Raw genomic sequence first — 15,975 nt, 5'->3', positions numbered from 1 at the left:
ATCTGTATAAACTAACGGACATTTACAAGTTGATGTTTTTACAAGATGACAAGAATGGGTCGATTGTTTTGATTTATTCATGTTATTGTGGAGTGAAAACATCATCTTAGCCTAAATGGAGATCAGCATGAGTTATTATCATATCTTAATTGAAGTGAATGACCACATCAGTACGATTGAGCAGACTCGTGATATCGAAATCTTGGATATTCAAAATATTAGCCCTTATCTTCATTCTATTTTGATTCCTTATTTCAATGAGCAAATCATCGAGCTTGAAGATGAAAATGTTGCTCATGATGAAATTTTACATTTAGAAGTAAAGCAAACTTTATTACCGATTGAGCATTTAATTGAAGAAGAACAAAAACAATTGCCGAGTGATACTGATGTCACCATTACGGCTTATGAAATTTTTAATGATCGTGATTTAAGCCAAGATGTGACTGTCGTTATTCTAGACATTTTAGAAGCAATCAAATTAGATGCCGCACCATAAAAAAGGTCTGCACATCGGCAGACCTTCTTATTGATCAGTTAACTTTATTGCATCATTTTTTTGGCTTGTTCTTGACGAAATGCAGCTAAAATTTGCTGTCCAGCACGGCCAGTTGGGTTAAGACCCAGACGCGTTTGTTCTTGGCGTATCGCTTGGCGACTTTTATCTCCAATCAATCCGTCTACAGCACCAATATCATGTCCACGTTGGATCAAAAATTGTTGAATTTCACGACGTTCCACTCGTGACGTTCCTGCATCATCAGTCGGCCATGCGGTTAAAAATGGTGTTCCGCCACGCAGACGATCGGATAAATGTGCAATCGCCAAACCATAACTTTCAGCAGCATTATAACTATAAATCGCATCGAAATTTTTAAATACCAAGAAGACAGGGCCACTCGCACCAGCAGGTGCAATTAAACCAGCAGGCGTACTGCCTGATAAATTCCCTTGAACCAAAGCCCGACCATCTGCACGTGTTAACCCTTGTGCAATCCAGCTATTGAGTGACTTTTTATTACGACGACTCTCACCTGCAATCGACATTCCTTGTGGAATTTTGACTTCAAAACCCCATGGCATACCTGTTTGCCAACCTGCTCGTTTTAAAAAATTTGCCGTTGAAGCAAGCGCATCAGTGGTACTCGACACTAAATCACGGCGGCCATCCCCATCAAAATCCACCGCTAAACGTTCATAGGTAGATGGCATAAACTGGGTATGCCCAAATGCGCCTGCCCATGAGCCATATAGCTGGTCTTGAGTTAAATCACCACGTTGTAAAATGCGCATGGTGGCAAAAAACTCACCTCGGAAATAACTCTGACGGCGACCTTCACAACTCAATGTACCTAATGCCTGTAATAATGGATATCGTCCAGAAATATCACCATAATTACTTTCCACACCCCAAACCGCCACCACGGTCTCAGCGGGAACGCCATAGGCTTGCTCAACTCGTCTTAATACATCACGATGTTGATTAAGTTTTTGTTGTCCTGCTTGGACTCGCTCGTTATCAACTAAACCTGACAAATAATCCCAGATCGGCGTTGAAAACTCAGGTTGATAATTCAATCGATCAATCACCGAATAATCCGCACTCAGATTTTGGGTATAACGATCATAATTCGCGGCTGAAACACCAGCGGCTACCGCTGGAGCTCGCAAACTTGCCAAACAACTCTGGAAATTCCGAGTCGGCGTAAAACTACTGTTATTTGCAGCGGTTGGCGTTGTTGTTGTCGTAGACACTTTTGCGCCATTGATGATCAGCTCAGCATGGGCACTATAAGATAAGGTCAGTAAGGCAGAGCCTAGAAAAAAAGGGAAATAATGTTTCATGTCTTAACCATAATTTTTGAATTCAAATTTCCTGTTCACCTTAACATGCTCTATCAAGATGTATCGTTTGGAAACGTAACTTTGAATTCATTCTTCCTCTTTTAAATTTAAAGTTCGCTTTTTAAATTCAAAACCCACCGTAGTTTAAATTTAAAAAAGATTAAGATCCATATTTTGAATTCAAAACACCAACAACCTGCCACATTCATTTTAAATTCAAAAACAACGCTCTGATTTAAATTCATTTTAGCAACTTAACCCATGAGATCAGAAGAGAAAATCGCTTATTTATATGTATTTATTCACTTCTAGTCAGCTATAACCAACGCAAATAGATATCCACAAGCCAATGATTTAAATTCAAAACTTGAAATAAAGTTATCCACATGCCCAATGCGAGCACAACAACATTCATTTTTTGAATTTAAAAAAAAATAAGCAATAAAAAAGCGATCCGAAGATCGCTTGATTGTGGATAAGTTTTTTAAATTTAAATGCTCATTTCATCCGTCAAAGCCAATGGCACAGGTAAAATCTGAGCCAGTTGACGACATAAATGTGTTAAATCATCACGATTATTTGGCATCAGGGTAATATGACCAAGCTTACGACCGGCACGTTCTGACTTATTATAAAGGTGCAAATGTGCGCCATTCAGTGCTAAAACATCTTCTGATTTTGGATGCTGACCAATAATATTGATCATCACCGTTGGACGAATCACCTCAGTTGAACCCAGCGGCAAGCCTGCAACAGCACGGATATGATTTTCAAATTGCGAGCAAATTGCACCTTCAATCGACCAATGACCAGAGTTATGAACACGACACGCCATTTCATTGGCATATAAACCTTGCTCAGTCACGAACAACTCGAGTGTTAGCACCCCCACATAATTGAGGTGGTTCAACAAACGCGTAATATAATCTTGCGCCATAGGTTGTAAATCAACGCTATTGGGTGCAGGCACAATCGAGTGTGACAAGATACCGTTATGATGGTGGTTCTCTGCCAGCGCCCAAGTTTTAACATCGCCATCTTGACCACGTACGGCAATGATCGACACTTCACGACTAAACTTCACAAAACTTTCAGCAATTAAACTTTTTGCAGGACCCAATTCAGCCCAAGCAGTATCAATTTGATCTTCAGAACGTAATACAAATTGACCTTTACCATCATAACCACCAGTGACGGTCTTCAATACGATCGGCAAACCTAAATCAGTTACTGCTTGTTTTAAGCTTGCTAAGCTATTCACAGCGCGATACGGTGCAACTGGAATACTCAACTCGTCGAACAACCGTTTTTCAGCCAAACGATTTTGTGCAGTCGCTAATGCAAGGCGAGGCGGGTGTAGGGTTTTAGTCTGTGTTAATACATCCACATCCGCAACAGGTGTATTTTCAAACTCAAGGCTAAAGACATCTGCACTTGCAATAAAATCTTGCAAGCCCTGAGTCATCTGACTTGAAAATACTGGACCCAAAATCGCAGCAGGGCAATCTGTATCCGCTTCAAAAAAAGTGCATTGAATATTAAGTGGTAACGCCGCTTGCGCCATCATGCGGCCGAGTTGTCCACCACCAAAAATGCCAATGGTTTTATTCATGATCAACCTCGTTACACTTGACCAGGAATGTTTTTGCTCGACACTTTTTCCGTTTGTGCCGAACGGAAATCTGCAACATTTTTCGCAATATCAGGACGTGTTAAACCTAAAATTTGTGCCGCCAAAATTGCCGCGTTGGTTGCGCCAGCTTGACCAATGGCCAAGGTACCGACCGCAATACCTGCTGGCATTTGCACGATTGAAAGCAATGAATCGACACCATTTAAAATCGATGATTTAACAGGTACGCCCAGTACAGGTAAATCAGTCTTGGCTGCGCACATGCCAGGTAAATGCGCTGCGCCACCCGCACCTGCAATAATCACTTGGATACCACGATCACGTGCTGTTTCAGCATATTCAAATAAACGGTCTGGTGTACGGTGTGCAGAAACCACTTCAGCTTCAAAAGGAACACCCAATTGTTTGAGCATATTGGCGGTATGTTCAAGGGTGGCCCAATCTGATTGAGAACCCATGATAATCCCGACTAAAGGTTGGCTATCTGTTGCGACCGCATTCATTGGCTTTTCCAAAACATGATAAAAATAAAGAAGTATCTCGACTTGCGCCAAGTACAAAGGGGGAAATTGGCAGATATTATAGCGGTTTTTTCAAGCATCCCCAACTAAAGAACGCTTTTAAAAACCACCAAAAATTTAGCCTTGATTACGGAAAACAAAATAGACACAACCAAGTAAACACAACATTGCCCAGACATAATCCAGCTTAAAAGGTTGTTTAAACATAAACAGCATAAATGGGACAAAGACCAACAAGGTCACCACTTCTTGAGTAATTTTCATTTCCCCCAAACTCCAACCATGTTGACTCAATAGTTTGGTCGCAGGAATCATAAAACTATATTCAAGTAGGGCAATACACCAACTCAGTAAAATCGCCTGCCAGATCGGTGCATCATGTAGATATTTTAGATGGCCGTACCATGCTAAGGTCATAAAACAATTGGAAATGATCAAAAAACATAAGGCTAAAAGAGTAGGGCTCAATAGAATGTCCTTTTATAAAAATAAGACCTTAACCAGAGGAACAGAAATGCTTAAAAAACGCTGAAATTTTAGCATTCATCCACGCCATTATAAGTAAAGAACAACAACGAATTTTGACTATCTTTTCAATGTCAGCCTTGCTATCGTTGCGATTGATTTTTATTGATAACGACAAATACAGACACCAAGTTGTGCTGTATGAAAAGCAGTGGAGAAGGCGAGTTATGCATCTGCATATTTTGGGTATTTGTGGCACATTTATGGGGTCTTTGGCTCTATTAGCACGAGATTTAGGACATAAAGTCACAGGCTCAGATGCCAATGTCTATCCGCCGATGTCCACCCAATTGGAAAATGCAGGCATTGAGCTGATGCAAGGCTATGACCGTAGCCATTTACAACCACATCCTGATCTTGTCATCGTAGGCAATGCCATGAAACGTGGCATTGATGCCATTGAATACATGCTCAATCAAGGTTTGCCGTATATTTCAGGTCCACAATTCTTGGCAGATCATGTCCTCCAAGGTAAACATGTGCTCGGTGTTGCAGGGACACATGGCAAAACCACAACCACAACCATGCTGGCTTGGGTACTTGATCAAGCAGGTTTAAATCCGGGTTTCCTAATCGGTGGTGTGCCACTGGGTTTTAGCGAAAGTGCGCGTTTGGGTGGTGGTCAATACTTCTGCGTTGAAGCAGATGAATATGACTCAGCGTTCTTTGATAAACGCTCTAAGTTCGTTCACTATCATCCTAAAACAGCGATTTTAAATAACCTTGAATTTGATCACGCTGACATATTTGATGATCTCGCTGCGATTCAAAAACAATTCCATCATTTAGTGCGCACCATTCCAAGCGAAGGTCGTATTATTGCGCCCATTACCGAATCCAATATTGATGAAGTCCTAGAGCAGGGCTGTTGGACACCTGTGGTTCGCACCAGTCTTGAACCAAATGATCAAGTTGCTCTGTCGGCTGAACTCATCCGCGCCGATGGCAGCCATTTTAAAGTGCTTGAACACGGTAGCGTTGTAGGCGAAGTCCAATGGAATATGACGGGACAACATAGTGTTGCCAACGCTTTAGCCACGATTGCTGCTGCACAGCACGTCGGTGTAAGCCTTGAACGGGCATGTGAAGCCTTATCCAACTTCGGTGGGGTCAAACGTCGTATGGAGCTGTTAGGAACGGTTCGTGGCATCGAAGTCTATGATGACTTTGCCCATCACCCAACCGCAATTGAAACCACACTTGACGGCGCACGTAAACGTTTAGGCGAACGTAAACTATGGGCGATCATTGAACCACGTTCAAACACCATGCGTATGGGCAGTCACAAAGATGGTTTAGCACATTCTGCACGTTTAGCAGATGAAGTGATCTGGTACCAACCAGATGGCTTAGACTGGGATTTACAACCCGTCATTGCTGCATCATCAAACAAAGCCGAAGTCAGTCGTTCGTTAGATGACATCATTGCCCGTGTAGTGAATGAAGCAGGTGAGGGCGATGCAGTGGTGATCATGTCCAATGGTGGTTTTGGTGGATTACATCAAAAATTGATTACGGCTTTGTCGTAATTAACTTCAACACTTTTTCTAACTTATTGAAAACTATTGTCTCAACGGAGTCTTGCAAGTTCTTATCTAATTTCTGGATCAGCCACTTCGTCTTGCGCCTCGCCAAAGCTTTAATCGCTTTGGCTTGCTCAGGCTCGCCCTACCTTACGAAACGTTGTTTCTCATTTCGGGAAAAGTAGGCAAAACCTGAGGTACGAATAGCAGAGATTAATTATCTCTGCCGTACCGCAAGGCGAAAAGCTATGCTTGAGTATGAACTATGCACTCCGTTTGTCTTACGCTACGCTAAAGCTATAACCGCTTTAGCTTGCTCAGGTTGCAGATGACGTTTCCGAGTATCATACTTCCTCGAATTCAGATTAATTCACTATCGTGACCGGCGGCAGGGATGCCGCCCGTTTGGCTGCGGCATCAAGGATGTGCCGTCAACCAAACAGAGGGTTTTTGTTACTTTTGACCCATCAAAAATAAAATATTGCCAACACAAAAGTCTTCTGATACTTCCAAAACTTTTGCGGCAGTGCTCACTTTATTGCGCTATGGATCGTTTTTACTCTAATTTCAGAAATTAGTTTTATCTTTAAATTGCAATTAACTCAATTTATTCACGAGTTTTAACGGCAAAATCTTCATCGCAAGCCCCATCGGTAACCACGGCCACTGCGGTACATACGCCTTCACAGGCTGTTTCTCAATCGCTTTCACTAGCGCTCGACAACCCGTTTTTTCATCCACTTCAAACGGTAATTTCTTCGCACCCTCATTCAGTTCAGTACGAATATAGCCTGGGAAAATCGTCGATACTTTAATTGGCGTATCCAACAATTCAGCACGAATACCCTCTGCCAAGTGCGCAACCGCTGCTTTACTGGCTGCATAAGTCGATAAATGCTTCGGTAAGCCACGCACTGCACTCATCGAAGAAATCACCACCAAATGCCCTTGATTTTGTGCTCTAAAGATTTCAACCGCCGCTTCACATTGTGCCAATGCCGAAATAAAGTTGGTTTCTGCCGTGGCACGATTGATTTCAAAATGACCTTTGCCGATACGACGCCCCTCACCGACACCCGCATTGACAATAATTCGGTCAATGCTGCCGAACTCTTGCTGAAAGGCTTTAAAAACCGTAAAGACATCATCATAGTGGGTCACATCAAGAACTTTGATGCTGACCTGAATATTAAATTGGCTTTGCAGTTCTTGTTTCAATACCTCTAAACGCTCTAACCGTCGTGCGCACAGTGCAAGGTTGTAGCCTTTGGCTGCAAATTCACGTGCCATACCCGCACCTAAGCCAGAACTTGCACCTGTAATTAAAATTGTCTTTGCCATGTCTGTCACCTATTCTTGTTTAAATCCATGTTAAGAGTTCTGCATCATGCGCTTTTAAATAATGATGCTCGTTAAAGCTCAGTAATTGCAAACGACCATCGACCCAACGCAGCGTGGTAATACTGGCATTGGCAATCGACCAATTCAGCGCAAAAATTTGTTTGGCGTTTAAGCCTAAGACTTTACCTACCGCCACAGCAATCACACCACCAGAACTAAACACCACTGCTTGACGATGTTGTGTCGCATCAATGCTTTCACACAGTCCTTGCAAAGCCGTTTCTACACGGGCCTGAAAGCCTAACCATGTTTCATGATATTCATGGTCATATTGCGCTCCAATCCAGCGATCAATCGCACCATCAAAAATTTTGGCTAGATAAGCACGAGGGTTAGCCACTTGAGCGATATCCTGTTTCAGCAATTCAGGTTGCTTAAACCGCGGCTCATATTGCGCAAAGATATGTTGATGATCAAACTCGTTCCATGCCGATTCAGTCTGAATCAGGGCGTCATCAAAACTTTGCGATAATGCCAATTGAGCGGTTTGTTGATGGCGCTGCATAGAGCCTGCCACTACAAAGGGTGACAGTTTTAAGGTTTTCCTGAGAAATTCACCCACCGCTTGAGCCTGTTGCTTACCTTTTGCAGATAGCAAATCATAACTGGCCGCCCCAAAAGAGGCTTGCCCATGACGCACCAAATAAATCGTGCTCATCGCTTTAAAATTTCCTGTAATTTCGCAACATATTCCGCAATCAGTTGCTGCGCTTGCAGATCGTCTTGAGCAATCAGTTTCAACGCCCGAATATGTAAAGCATGAATCATGATCCAGAAATCTTTAAAGGCAGGATTATCGGTTTGTTGATGGTAGTAGCGATAATAAATTTGTTGGGCGATCACGGCTAAACGAAACAGACCAAACACTTCATAAAATGCCCAGTTATCAGGCTTCAAACCTGTTTTCTCGAGATAATAATCCACCACTTGTTGCCGCGTCAGCATGCCTTTTAAATTGGTTGGCTGACGGCGAGTTGATTTCATCAAGGCATCATCATCCTCTTGAATCCAGTAGGCAAGGGCACTCCCTAAATCCATCAATGGATCGCCCAATGTCGCCATTTCCCAGTCCAAAACACCAATCACTTTAGTCGGTTGTTGTGGATCTAAAATGACATTATCAAAACGCCAATCATTATGAATCACACAGGTTTTAGCATCGGCAGGGATATGCTGCTGTAACCACTGACGCACAAAAGCAAAATCAGGTACATTTGGCGTCAAGGCTTTGGCATAACGCGTATCCCAGCCCTCAACCTGACGACGACAATAGCCTTCACCTTTACCGAGTTTTTCTAGCTCAGTCCCCAGATAAGGCACTTGATGTAATTCGATCAATTTATCCAGCACATTCAAACAAAGTTGCTGTACCTGTTGCTCATCGAGCTGTAATTCTTTGGGTAAATTGGCACGCGGAATAATACCCTCGATCCGCTTCATCACATAGAAATCACAGCCAATGATGCTTTCATCCTGACACAATGCCAACATTTCAGGCAGTACTGGGTAGAAAGGGGCGAGGTGTTTTTGCACATTGTATTCACGCGCCATATCATGCGCTGATTTGGCTTTGGTGCCTTTAGGCGGGCGGCGTAAAATTAAATCCGCATTGTCATATTGCAAGCGATAAGTCCAGTTGGAAGCACCGCCTGAATATTGGGTCACTTGCGCTATACCTTGTAAGCTGACACCCTGATTTTTTAACCATGTTTCAATCGCGCAAACATCCAGTTCTTCGCCTTTGCGAACTTGACCAGCTACATCTATCACTGCCATTTTTTTATTATCCTTGATCAACGACCATAACCACGTTTTTTGAGTTCTAATTTGGCAATCATGCCTTTATGCACTTCGTCAGGTCCATCAGCTAAACGTAAACTACGCGCTTGATTAAAAAATGCTGTGAGTGGGGTGTCTCGTGAAACCCCTTCTCCACCATGAATCTGAATCGCCATATCCACCACATGTTGTAATACCGTCGGTGCAACCACTTTAATCGCAGAAATTTCAGTGAGTGCCGCCATATTGCCTTGTGTATCCATTTTATACGCTGCATAGAGCGTCAATAAACGGGCTTGGTCAATTTGCACACGTGCTTCTGCCACACGCTCTAAATTCCCCCCCAATTTCAGGATTTCTTTACCAAAGGCTTTACGCGACATGCCCCGATCAATCATCAGCTCTAAGGCTTTTTCTGCTGCGCCAATACAACGCATACAATGATGAATCCGCCCTGGTCCTAAACGACCTTGGGCAATCTCAAAGCCTTGTCCTGCACCACCAATAAAACTGCTGACAGGAACACGTACATGGTCAAAACTGACTTGGCCATGCCCATGTGGCGCATCGTAATCGCCAAACACAGGCAACATCCTTTCAATCGTCACGCCTTGCGCGTCTATCGGCACAAGTACCATCGAATGTTGATGGTGACGGTCTTTGCTTGGATCAGGGGTGTAGGCCATAAAAATAATCACTTTGGCATTGGGATCACCCAAACCAGATGACCACCATTTACGTCCATTCAATACAATCTCATCGCCCTCAATCACCGCCGTGGCTTGCATATTGGTGGCATCACTGGAAGCGACTGCAGGTTCAGTCATACAAAATACTGAACGAATTTCGCCATTGAGTAAGGGTTGAAGCCATTGTTGCTGTTGCGCTTCACTACCATAACGCCATAATACTTCCATATTGCCACTATCAGGCGCATTACAGTTAAATACGGTAGGAGCGAGCAGGCTACGTCCTGTAAGCTCGGCAATATGTGCATATTCCTGAACTGACAAACCTGCACCTAACTCGGCATCAGGTAAAAACATATTCCATAAGCCTGCGGCTTGAGCCTTGCTTTTCAGTTGTTGTAATTGCTCAGGCCATTGCCATTTGGTCCAATCGCCATCGACATTGAGTTGATGTACTTCATCCCAAAATGCTTTTTCGATGGGTTCTATTTCTTGTTGAATAAAGGCTTGTGTTTGTGCAATAAAATCCTGTGCGCGTTCAGATAATGCAAACATCATCAGCTCCCTCAAGGTAAAATGTGGCGAAAGACCATTCGCTGCTTTACATCACCATAAGCGAAAACTTATTATGAATAAAATGATTTTATTTTGTTGATAACTATGAATCAGATTCATAATTCCACCCCACTAGAAGTGGCTCATTTCCATCGTATTGATATTAATTTATATCCCCTTTTTATTGCCATTTTTGAACAAAAAAGCATTTCTAAAGCGGCACAACTCTTGTGTATTAGCCAGTCTGCTGTGAGTCATGCCCTACAACGCCTACGCTTGCAATTGAATGACGAACTATTTGTGCGTAGCGGCCAAAAAATGTTGCCAACACCTTATGCCGAGCAGATTTATCACCCCATTCAAACGGCCTTGCTGAGTATTCAAACGATTGCCATGCCGAAACAAACCTTTGTTCCGAGCATGTTGCACAGCCTTAAAATTGCCATCCATGATGAAATCGAACCAATTATTTTTCCGCAATTGGTCAGTCACTTTACACAATTGAATCTTGATATTCAGTTTCTCAGCTCTAAACTGGATCGTAAAAATATGCTGGCTGATTTATCCGCCCAACAAATTGATTTTGTGATTGATCTGGTACAACCCTATCAAGCCAATTTACAGTTTGAAAACCTGATTGAAGATCATTTTGTGGTGTGTACCCAACAAGCAGACATGGATTTATCGCTGTATTTATCCTCACCCCATATCGGGGTTTCCTCACGGCGCACAGGGATACTTTTAGAAGATATTTACCTCAATCGCCAACAACTGTCTCGACAAGTTTTTCTGCGCTGTCAGCATTATTCAACTGCTTTGCAAGTTCTCTCACAATATCCAAACTCGATTTTGACCATTCCACAAAGCATTTTAAAACACCTTAATTATGCAGAAAATTTGCATATCCATGCCTTACCGATCGAACTACCAAAAATCAGCATGGGCATGTATTGGCACGAGCATGTAAAACAAAATCTGCGTCATCAATTTTTACGTCAAGAGATCTTAAAAATTTTTAACTAAGGTCTTTTGACACTATTCATATGAGTGACAGGCGGCAAAAATATCGCCGATTCGAGCCTTGCAAACAATCATTTGCGGTTAGGCTAAAAATATGTAATGCTACGCCTAGATTTGGATCTCACCATCCATACAGAATTCGTTGACAAGGGGAGTAGCCTCCTTCAAACCTAAGGGCTGAAATTGAAGTTCTTAGGTGTCAGAGCTCCGTCATTACACTTTGCAAAAAGTCGGACTCTGAGCATCACAACATATAATGTCGTGATGTAGGCAAGACCTTGATCATGTTGGAACAGATGTATTAATTCATCTGGCAACTGGTCAAGGTTTTTTTATGTCCATTTGCCAGATAGGGAGTAGTAATGGAAACTATCGGTAATTTGTGGCTCTATGTTGCATTCTTTGGCATTGTAACCGTGATGCTATTGATCGATTTTTTAGGCTTTAAACAAAAACAAAATCAAGATGTGCCAATCAAACAAGCCGCTTATTGGAGTATCGCGTGGGTCACTGCTGCGATACTCTTTGGTGGTGGATTATGGCTGTATTTACAGCAAACCATCGGGGCAAATATCGCCAATCAAAAAACCATGGAGTACTTTGCAGGTTATCTCCTTGAGAAATCGTTGGCGATTGATAATGTCTTCGTTTGGTTGATGATTTTCGCAGCTTTTGCGATCCCACCTGCGTTGCAACGTAAAATTTTACTCTATGGCGTACTCGGTGCAATTGTACTCAGAACCATTTTTATTTTTATTGGGGCTTGGTTCGTTCAAGAATTTTCTTGGGTGCTTTATATCTTCGGTGCATTCCTCGTCTATACAGGCTTTAAGTTCCTTAAAGGACAAGAGGAAGAAACCAACATTGAAGACAATGCCTTACTCAAATGGTTACGTAAACACCTGCGCATCACGCCACAACTAGAGGGCAACAAGTTCTTTGTTCGTCAAAACGGACTCTTGTGGGCAACGCCGTTATTTTTAGTGTTGGTATTGGTTGAAGTGTCAGATGTTATTTTCGCAGTGGATTCTATTCCTGCGATTTTCGCTGTAACCACAGACCCATTTATCGTATTAACCGCAAACCTGATGGCAATTTTAGGCCTACGTGCCATGTTCTTCTTACTGGCGGGTGCTGCAACTAAATTGCATTACTTGCCATATGGTCTAGGTATTATCTTATTGTTCATTGGTGCGAAAATGTTATTGCTTGATGTATTCCATATGCCAATCTGGATTTCACTCGGCTTTATCATCTTGGTGTTAAGTATTACAGCGTATTTATCTATTCGTCATAATAAGCTACAAGCGCGCTAATACGTTATATGAACATAGGGTCTTCAATAGAAGACCCTTTACGCATTAAACAATCATAGTTTTGGATCAACCAATTGTAGTTTGGGCCATTGCTGTAACCATTGTTTAGAATCAACACGATTTTTAAAAGTTACATAGCTCACCAGTGCTGGATTCCAACAGAGTCGTAACTCAAATAGATCCTGTAAACCAAAGGGTGCAATCAACTCCAGCTCTCCCAAAGGATTCAAACGAATAGCGATGGCAGTCGCCGTTTCTGGCCATAAAGATAAAGCATGTTCAATTGATTGTAAGGGCTGAATCTTTTCTCCATTTTCTGTGCGATACCATGTATGCACCGCAGCCTGATTCAGCACATCCCACTGTTGTTTTGGAAATAATTTTTCTAATTTTTGTTTTAATTGCTGCTGTACATGATTATTGCTTTCCAGCACATCGTAATAAATCACATCAACATCACTGTATTTCAAATCAAAAGACGATCCATGTAAAAAAGCCCAAACCGTATTTCGAATTGCACCTGCACTCACATATGCTTGAGGATGTAGTTGACTAAGCTGTTTTAGCAGCTCATAGAGAGCTGGACTGTTTAAGATCAAATCAAAAAGATGTTCTCGATGGTTGGTTTGATGCAGCGCCATTCTTGTTTTAACCCTTCAATAACTGAAACATCTTCGCTCTCTTCACCAAACAGTATAGTGAATTGACTCAAAAGATTGCTCACATTTATATACCTTTTAACCGCCTAATTTAGGCGAATAATCCAGTAAGTTGGGCAAAATCAGGTACAATCAACCGAAAAAAGTAAAACTGTAGGTTGTTATGACGTTGGCTACTCAGATCACGGTTGTTCGTGGTCGCTTCTTAGATATTCAAAAAACCGTTTCCCGAGCAGCAGAAATCGCCAATCAAGTGCGTTATATCGAAGACGGCATTCTAATCACTGAAAATGGAAAAATTCGCTGGTTTGGTGCTTGGAATGACGCGCAAGCACAGCTACCAACAGATGTTGAAATTCAGCATTATCCTGAGCAATTGATTATTCCAGGCATGATCGACACCCACATTCATTTTCCACAAACAGAAATGGTCGGCGCATACGGCGAACAACTATTAAGCTGGCTCAATACCTATACCTTCCCAACTGAAATCCAATTTAAAGACAAAACTTACGCACAAGAAATCGCAGCGTTCTTTGTCAATGAACTGCTTAAAAATGGCACCACCACAGCATTGGTATTTTGTACGGTACATCCTGAATCTGTGGATGCCTTATTTGAAGCGGCACAACAGCAGCAAATGCGTTTAATCGCAGGTAAGGTGATGATGGATCGTCATGCACCTGAAGCGCTATGCGATACCGCAGACAGCGGCTATGATGACTCTAAGGCACTCATCGAGAAGTGGCATGGGCAGGGACGTGCCTTATATGCCATTACCCCACGGTTTGCACCGACCTCGACACCAGAACAACTGGAAAAAGCAGGACAGCTCAAAGCAGAGTTTCCTGATGTCTATGTGCATACTCATTTAAGTGAAAATAAAGATGAAATCGCATGGGTCAAAGATTTATTCCCAGCACAACAGGGCTATCTGGATGTCTATCATCACTATGGTTTAACAGGTCAACGTTCGGTCTTTGCACACTGCGTGCATTTGGAAGATACTGAATGGCAATGCATGCACGAAACTAATTCTGCCATTGCCTTCTGTCCAACCTCAAACCTGTTCTTGGGCAGTGGTTTATTTCCATTGAAAAAAACTTGGGATCAACAAGTCAAAGTTGGATTAGGCACTGATGTCGGAGCAGGGACCTCATTTAGCTTATTGCAAACCGTGAATGAAGCTTACAAAGTACAACAGTTACAAGGCGACAAATTATCCGCTTTTGAGTCGCTTTATCATGCAACCTTGGGTGGGGCGAAAGCGCTCGACTTGGATGATAAACTGGGTAACTTCAATGTGGGTAAAGAAGCAGATTTTGTTGTGTTGAATCTCCAAGCAACCGCATTACAACAACTGCGCCAATCTCGCTCAAAATCAATCGAAGACAGTCTATTTGCGCTGTTTACCATGGGTGATGATCGAAATATTGAGGCAACTTATATCTATGGACAAAAAGCCTATAGCCAAAACTAAAGCCTCAAACAAACAAAAACTTAGTTTGATATTGTTGGCGATTGGCAGTGCGGTGTTGCTGAAACGAGATAGCACTTCTCGGCAAAATGATACATATTCTTCATCCGCAAAAGATGCATGAAAACTCATTTTGTTTTAAAATTCCCCCATTAGCTCAAATTTTCGAGGTGTTGCAGGTCAACACCTTTTTTATTTTCCCATGTTTAATGTTTTAGGAATCTGCCGATGACCATTGCAATGCGCATTATGATTTCAAGTGAAGAGATTCAAGCCAAAGTGAAACAGCTTGGCGAAAAAATCAATGCACACTATGCTCAAAGTGATAAAGAACTGGTATTAATTGGTTTACTGCGCGGTTCAGTCATCTTTATGGCAGACTTATGTCGTGCCATAGAAAAACCACACGAACTCGATTTTATGACCGTTTCCAGCTATGGCGGTGGTACAACCTCTAGCCGTGATGTCAAAATCCTCAAGGACTTGGATGGCGAAATCCATGGTAAAGATGTGTTGGTGGTCGAAGATATTATTGATTCAGGTAATACACTCAACAAAGTGATGCAAATGCTGCAAACGCGTAAACCAAATTCAATTGAACTGTGTACGCTCGTGAGCAAACCATCACGCCGTGAGATTGATCTAGATGTTAAATTCTTAGGTTTTGAAGTCGAAGATCGCTTTATTGTCGGTTATGGTCTCGATTTCGATCAGAAATATCGTCATCTACCTTTTATTGGTGAGATTGGTCTGTAATCAATAAGGGCAGTTGTCATTGCATATATGCTTGAGAAGCTTTAAATACTTCTCAAAACAAAGCCTTAAAGCGATGCTTTAAGTTTGTTTTATCTTTTTCGCATTCGCAGCATAGCTGCTCATCTTGCGCTCGTACCTTGCGAAGCAATGCTTTAAGTTTGTTTTATCTTTTTCGCATTCACAGCATAGCTGCTCATCTTGCGCTCGTACCTTGCGAAGCAATGCTTTAAGTTTGTTTTATCTTTTTCGCATTCACAGCATAGCTGCTCATCTTGC

15 protein-coding genes are annotated in these 15,975 nt (G+C 42.2%); 6 read left to right on the top strand and 9 right to left on the bottom strand.

Annotated elements, in window-relative coordinates; genetic code table 11:
- Positions 1-115 precede the first annotated feature (115 nt).
- On the top strand, positions 116-499 hold the full coding sequence (locus MMP72_RS15320) for a hypothetical protein (protein WP_241406135.1): 384 nt from the start codon (positions 116-118) through the stop codon (positions 497-499).
- A 44-nt stretch (positions 500-543) separates the two neighbouring features.
- Here MMP72_RS15320 and MMP72_RS15315 read toward each other — a convergent pair whose 3' ends face one another.
- The 4 genes from MMP72_RS15315 to MMP72_RS15300 all read right to left on the bottom strand — a co-directional run bounded on the left by MMP72_RS15315 (position 544) and on the right by MMP72_RS15300 (position 4,416).
- Positions 544-1,845: a lytic murein transglycosylase gene (locus MMP72_RS15315; RefSeq protein WP_241406134.1), complete on the bottom strand. Its 1,302-nt coding sequence runs from the start codon at positions 1,843-1,845 to the stop codon at positions 544-546.
- Between the two features lie 490 nt (positions 1,846-2,335).
- Complete coding sequence (locus MMP72_RS15310) at positions 2,336-3,457, bottom strand: 5-(carboxyamino)imidazole ribonucleotide synthase (RefSeq protein ID WP_241406133.1); 1,122 nt, start codon at positions 3,455-3,457, stop codon at positions 2,336-2,338.
- An 11-nt stretch (positions 3,458-3,468) separates the two neighbouring features.
- Positions 3,469-3,981, bottom strand: a complete 513-nt coding sequence (gene purE, locus MMP72_RS15305) for a 5-(carboxyamino)imidazole ribonucleotide mutase (protein ID WP_241406132.1) — start codon at positions 3,979-3,981, stop codon at positions 3,469-3,471.
- A 135-nt stretch (positions 3,982-4,116) separates the two neighbouring features.
- Positions 4,117-4,416: a DMT family protein gene (locus MMP72_RS15300; protein ID WP_241406131.1), complete on the bottom strand. Its 300-nt coding sequence runs from the start codon at positions 4,414-4,416 to the stop codon at positions 4,117-4,119.
- Between the two features lie 275 nt (positions 4,417-4,691).
- Here MMP72_RS15300 and mpl point away from each other — a divergent pair, with 275 nt between their 5' ends.
- A complete protein-coding gene (gene mpl / locus MMP72_RS15295) occupies positions 4,692-6,053 on the top strand; it encodes a UDP-N-acetylmuramate:L-alanyl-gamma-D-glutamyl-meso-diaminopimelate ligase (protein WP_241406130.1) in 1,362 nt (453 codons plus the stop codon).
- A gap of 591 nt (positions 6,054-6,644) precedes the next feature.
- Here mpl and MMP72_RS15290 read toward each other — a convergent pair.
- From MMP72_RS15290 to MMP72_RS15275, 4 genes are read right to left on the bottom strand one after another with little or no spacing between them, the layout of a single operon-like run.
- Entirely contained in the window at positions 6,645-7,388 is a 744-nt protein-coding gene (locus tag MMP72_RS15290; RefSeq protein ID WP_241406129.1) for an SDR family oxidoreductase, read from the bottom strand.
- 19 nt (positions 7,389-7,407) lie between these two features.
- The gene (locus tag MMP72_RS15285; RefSeq protein WP_241406128.1) at positions 7,408-8,106 is read right to left on the bottom strand and encodes a histidine phosphatase family protein; all 699 of its coding nucleotides are present in this window, start codon (positions 8,104-8,106) and stop codon (positions 7,408-7,410) included.
- On the bottom strand, positions 8,103-9,224 hold the full coding sequence (locus MMP72_RS15280) for a phosphotransferase family protein (RefSeq protein ID WP_241406127.1): 1,122 nt from the start codon (positions 9,222-9,224) through the stop codon (positions 8,103-8,105). Before MMP72_RS15280 ends, MMP72_RS15285 begins: the two co-directional genes overlap by 4 nt.
- Before the next feature lie 17 nt (positions 9,225-9,241).
- On the bottom strand, positions 9,242-10,471 hold the full coding sequence (locus MMP72_RS15275) for an acyl-CoA dehydrogenase family protein (protein WP_241406147.1): 1,230 nt from the start codon (positions 10,469-10,471) through the stop codon (positions 9,242-9,244).
- 105 nt (positions 10,472-10,576) lie between these two features.
- On the opposite strand from MMP72_RS15275, the gene MMP72_RS15270 reads away from it, so the two are divergent.
- On the top strand, positions 10,577-11,494 hold the full coding sequence (locus MMP72_RS15270; RefSeq protein ID WP_241406126.1) for a LysR family transcriptional regulator: 918 nt from the start codon (positions 10,577-10,579) through the stop codon (positions 11,492-11,494).
- Positions 11,495-11,853: 359 nt separating this feature from the next.
- Entirely contained in the window at positions 11,854-12,807 is a 954-nt protein-coding gene (locus MMP72_RS15265) for a TerC family protein (RefSeq protein WP_241406125.1), read from the top strand.
- A gap of 53 nt (positions 12,808-12,860) precedes the next feature.
- Here the strand turns inward: MMP72_RS15265 and MMP72_RS15260 are convergent, their stop codons facing one another.
- Positions 12,861-13,448, bottom strand: coding sequence for a nucleotidyltransferase family protein (locus MMP72_RS15260; RefSeq protein WP_241406124.1), 588 nt, complete (start codon positions 13,446-13,448; stop codon positions 12,861-12,863).
- 181 nt (positions 13,449-13,629) lie between these two features.
- Between MMP72_RS15260 and guaD the strand changes: the two genes are divergently transcribed.
- Together guaD and hpt are read left to right on the top strand one after the other, a co-directional pair.
- A complete protein-coding gene (guaD, locus tag MMP72_RS15255; protein WP_241406123.1) occupies positions 13,630-14,946 on the top strand; it encodes a guanine deaminase in 1,317 nt (438 codons plus the stop codon).
- 225 nt (positions 14,947-15,171) lie between these two features.
- A complete protein-coding gene (hpt, locus tag MMP72_RS15250) occupies positions 15,172-15,699 on the top strand; it encodes a hypoxanthine phosphoribosyltransferase (RefSeq protein WP_241406122.1) in 528 nt (175 codons plus the stop codon).
- Positions 15,700-15,975: the final 276 nt, after the last annotated feature.

This window comes from Acinetobacter sp. NIPH 2699, from assembly GCF_022549355.1.
Classification (GTDB): Bacteria; Pseudomonadota; Gammaproteobacteria; order Pseudomonadales; family Moraxellaceae; genus Acinetobacter.
Note: the sequence above shows the minus strand (reverse complement) of the source record. Positions and strands in the feature narration are given on the sequence as shown.

Excerpts from the sequence above, each read along its gene's own strand:
- MMP72_RS15265 (WP_241406125.1), top strand. The coding sequence starts at position 11,854 with ATGGAAACTATCGGTAATTTGTGGCTCTATGTTGCATTCTTTGGCATT.
- guaD (WP_241406123.1), top strand. The coding sequence starts at position 13,630 with ATGACGTTGGCTACTCAGATCACGGTTGTTCGTGGTCGCTTCTTAGAT.
- MMP72_RS15315 (WP_241406134.1), bottom strand. The coding sequence starts at position 1,845 with ATGAAACATTATTTCCCTTTTTTTCTAGGCTCTGCCTTACTGACCTTA.
- hpt (WP_241406122.1), top strand. The coding sequence starts at position 15,172 with ATGACCATTGCAATGCGCATTATGATTTCAAGTGAAGAGATTCAAGCC.
- MMP72_RS15290 (WP_241406129.1), bottom strand. The coding sequence starts at position 7,388 with ATGGCAAAGACAATTTTAATTACAGGTGCAAGTTCTGGCTTAGGTGCG.
- MMP72_RS15300 (WP_241406131.1), bottom strand. The coding sequence starts at position 4,416 with ATGACCTTAGCATGGTACGGCCATCTAAAATATCTACATGATGCACCG.
- MMP72_RS15285 (WP_241406128.1), bottom strand. The coding sequence starts at position 8,106 with ATGAGCACGATTTATTTGGTGCGTCATGGGCAAGCCTCTTTTGGGGCG.
- MMP72_RS15260 (WP_241406124.1), bottom strand. The coding sequence starts at position 13,448 with ATGGCGCTGCATCAAACCAACCATCGAGAACATCTTTTTGATTTGATC.
- MMP72_RS15320 (WP_241406135.1), top strand. The coding sequence starts at position 116 with ATGGAGATCAGCATGAGTTATTATCATATCTTAATTGAAGTGAATGAC.
- MMP72_RS15270 (WP_241406126.1), top strand. The coding sequence starts at position 10,577 with ATGAATCAGATTCATAATTCCACCCCACTAGAAGTGGCTCATTTCCAT.
- MMP72_RS15310 (WP_241406133.1), bottom strand. The coding sequence starts at position 3,457 with ATGAATAAAACCATTGGCATTTTTGGTGGTGGACAACTCGGCCGCATG.
- mpl (WP_241406130.1), top strand. The coding sequence starts at position 4,692 with ATGCATCTGCATATTTTGGGTATTTGTGGCACATTTATGGGGTCTTTG.
- MMP72_RS15280 (WP_241406127.1), bottom strand. The coding sequence starts at position 9,224 with ATGGCAGTGATAGATGTAGCTGGTCAAGTTCGCAAAGGCGAAGAACTG.
- MMP72_RS15275 (WP_241406147.1), bottom strand. The coding sequence starts at position 10,471 with ATGTTTGCATTATCTGAACGCGCACAGGATTTTATTGCACAAACACAA.
- purE (WP_241406132.1), bottom strand. The coding sequence starts at position 3,981 with ATGAATGCGGTCGCAACAGATAGCCAACCTTTAGTCGGGATTATCATG.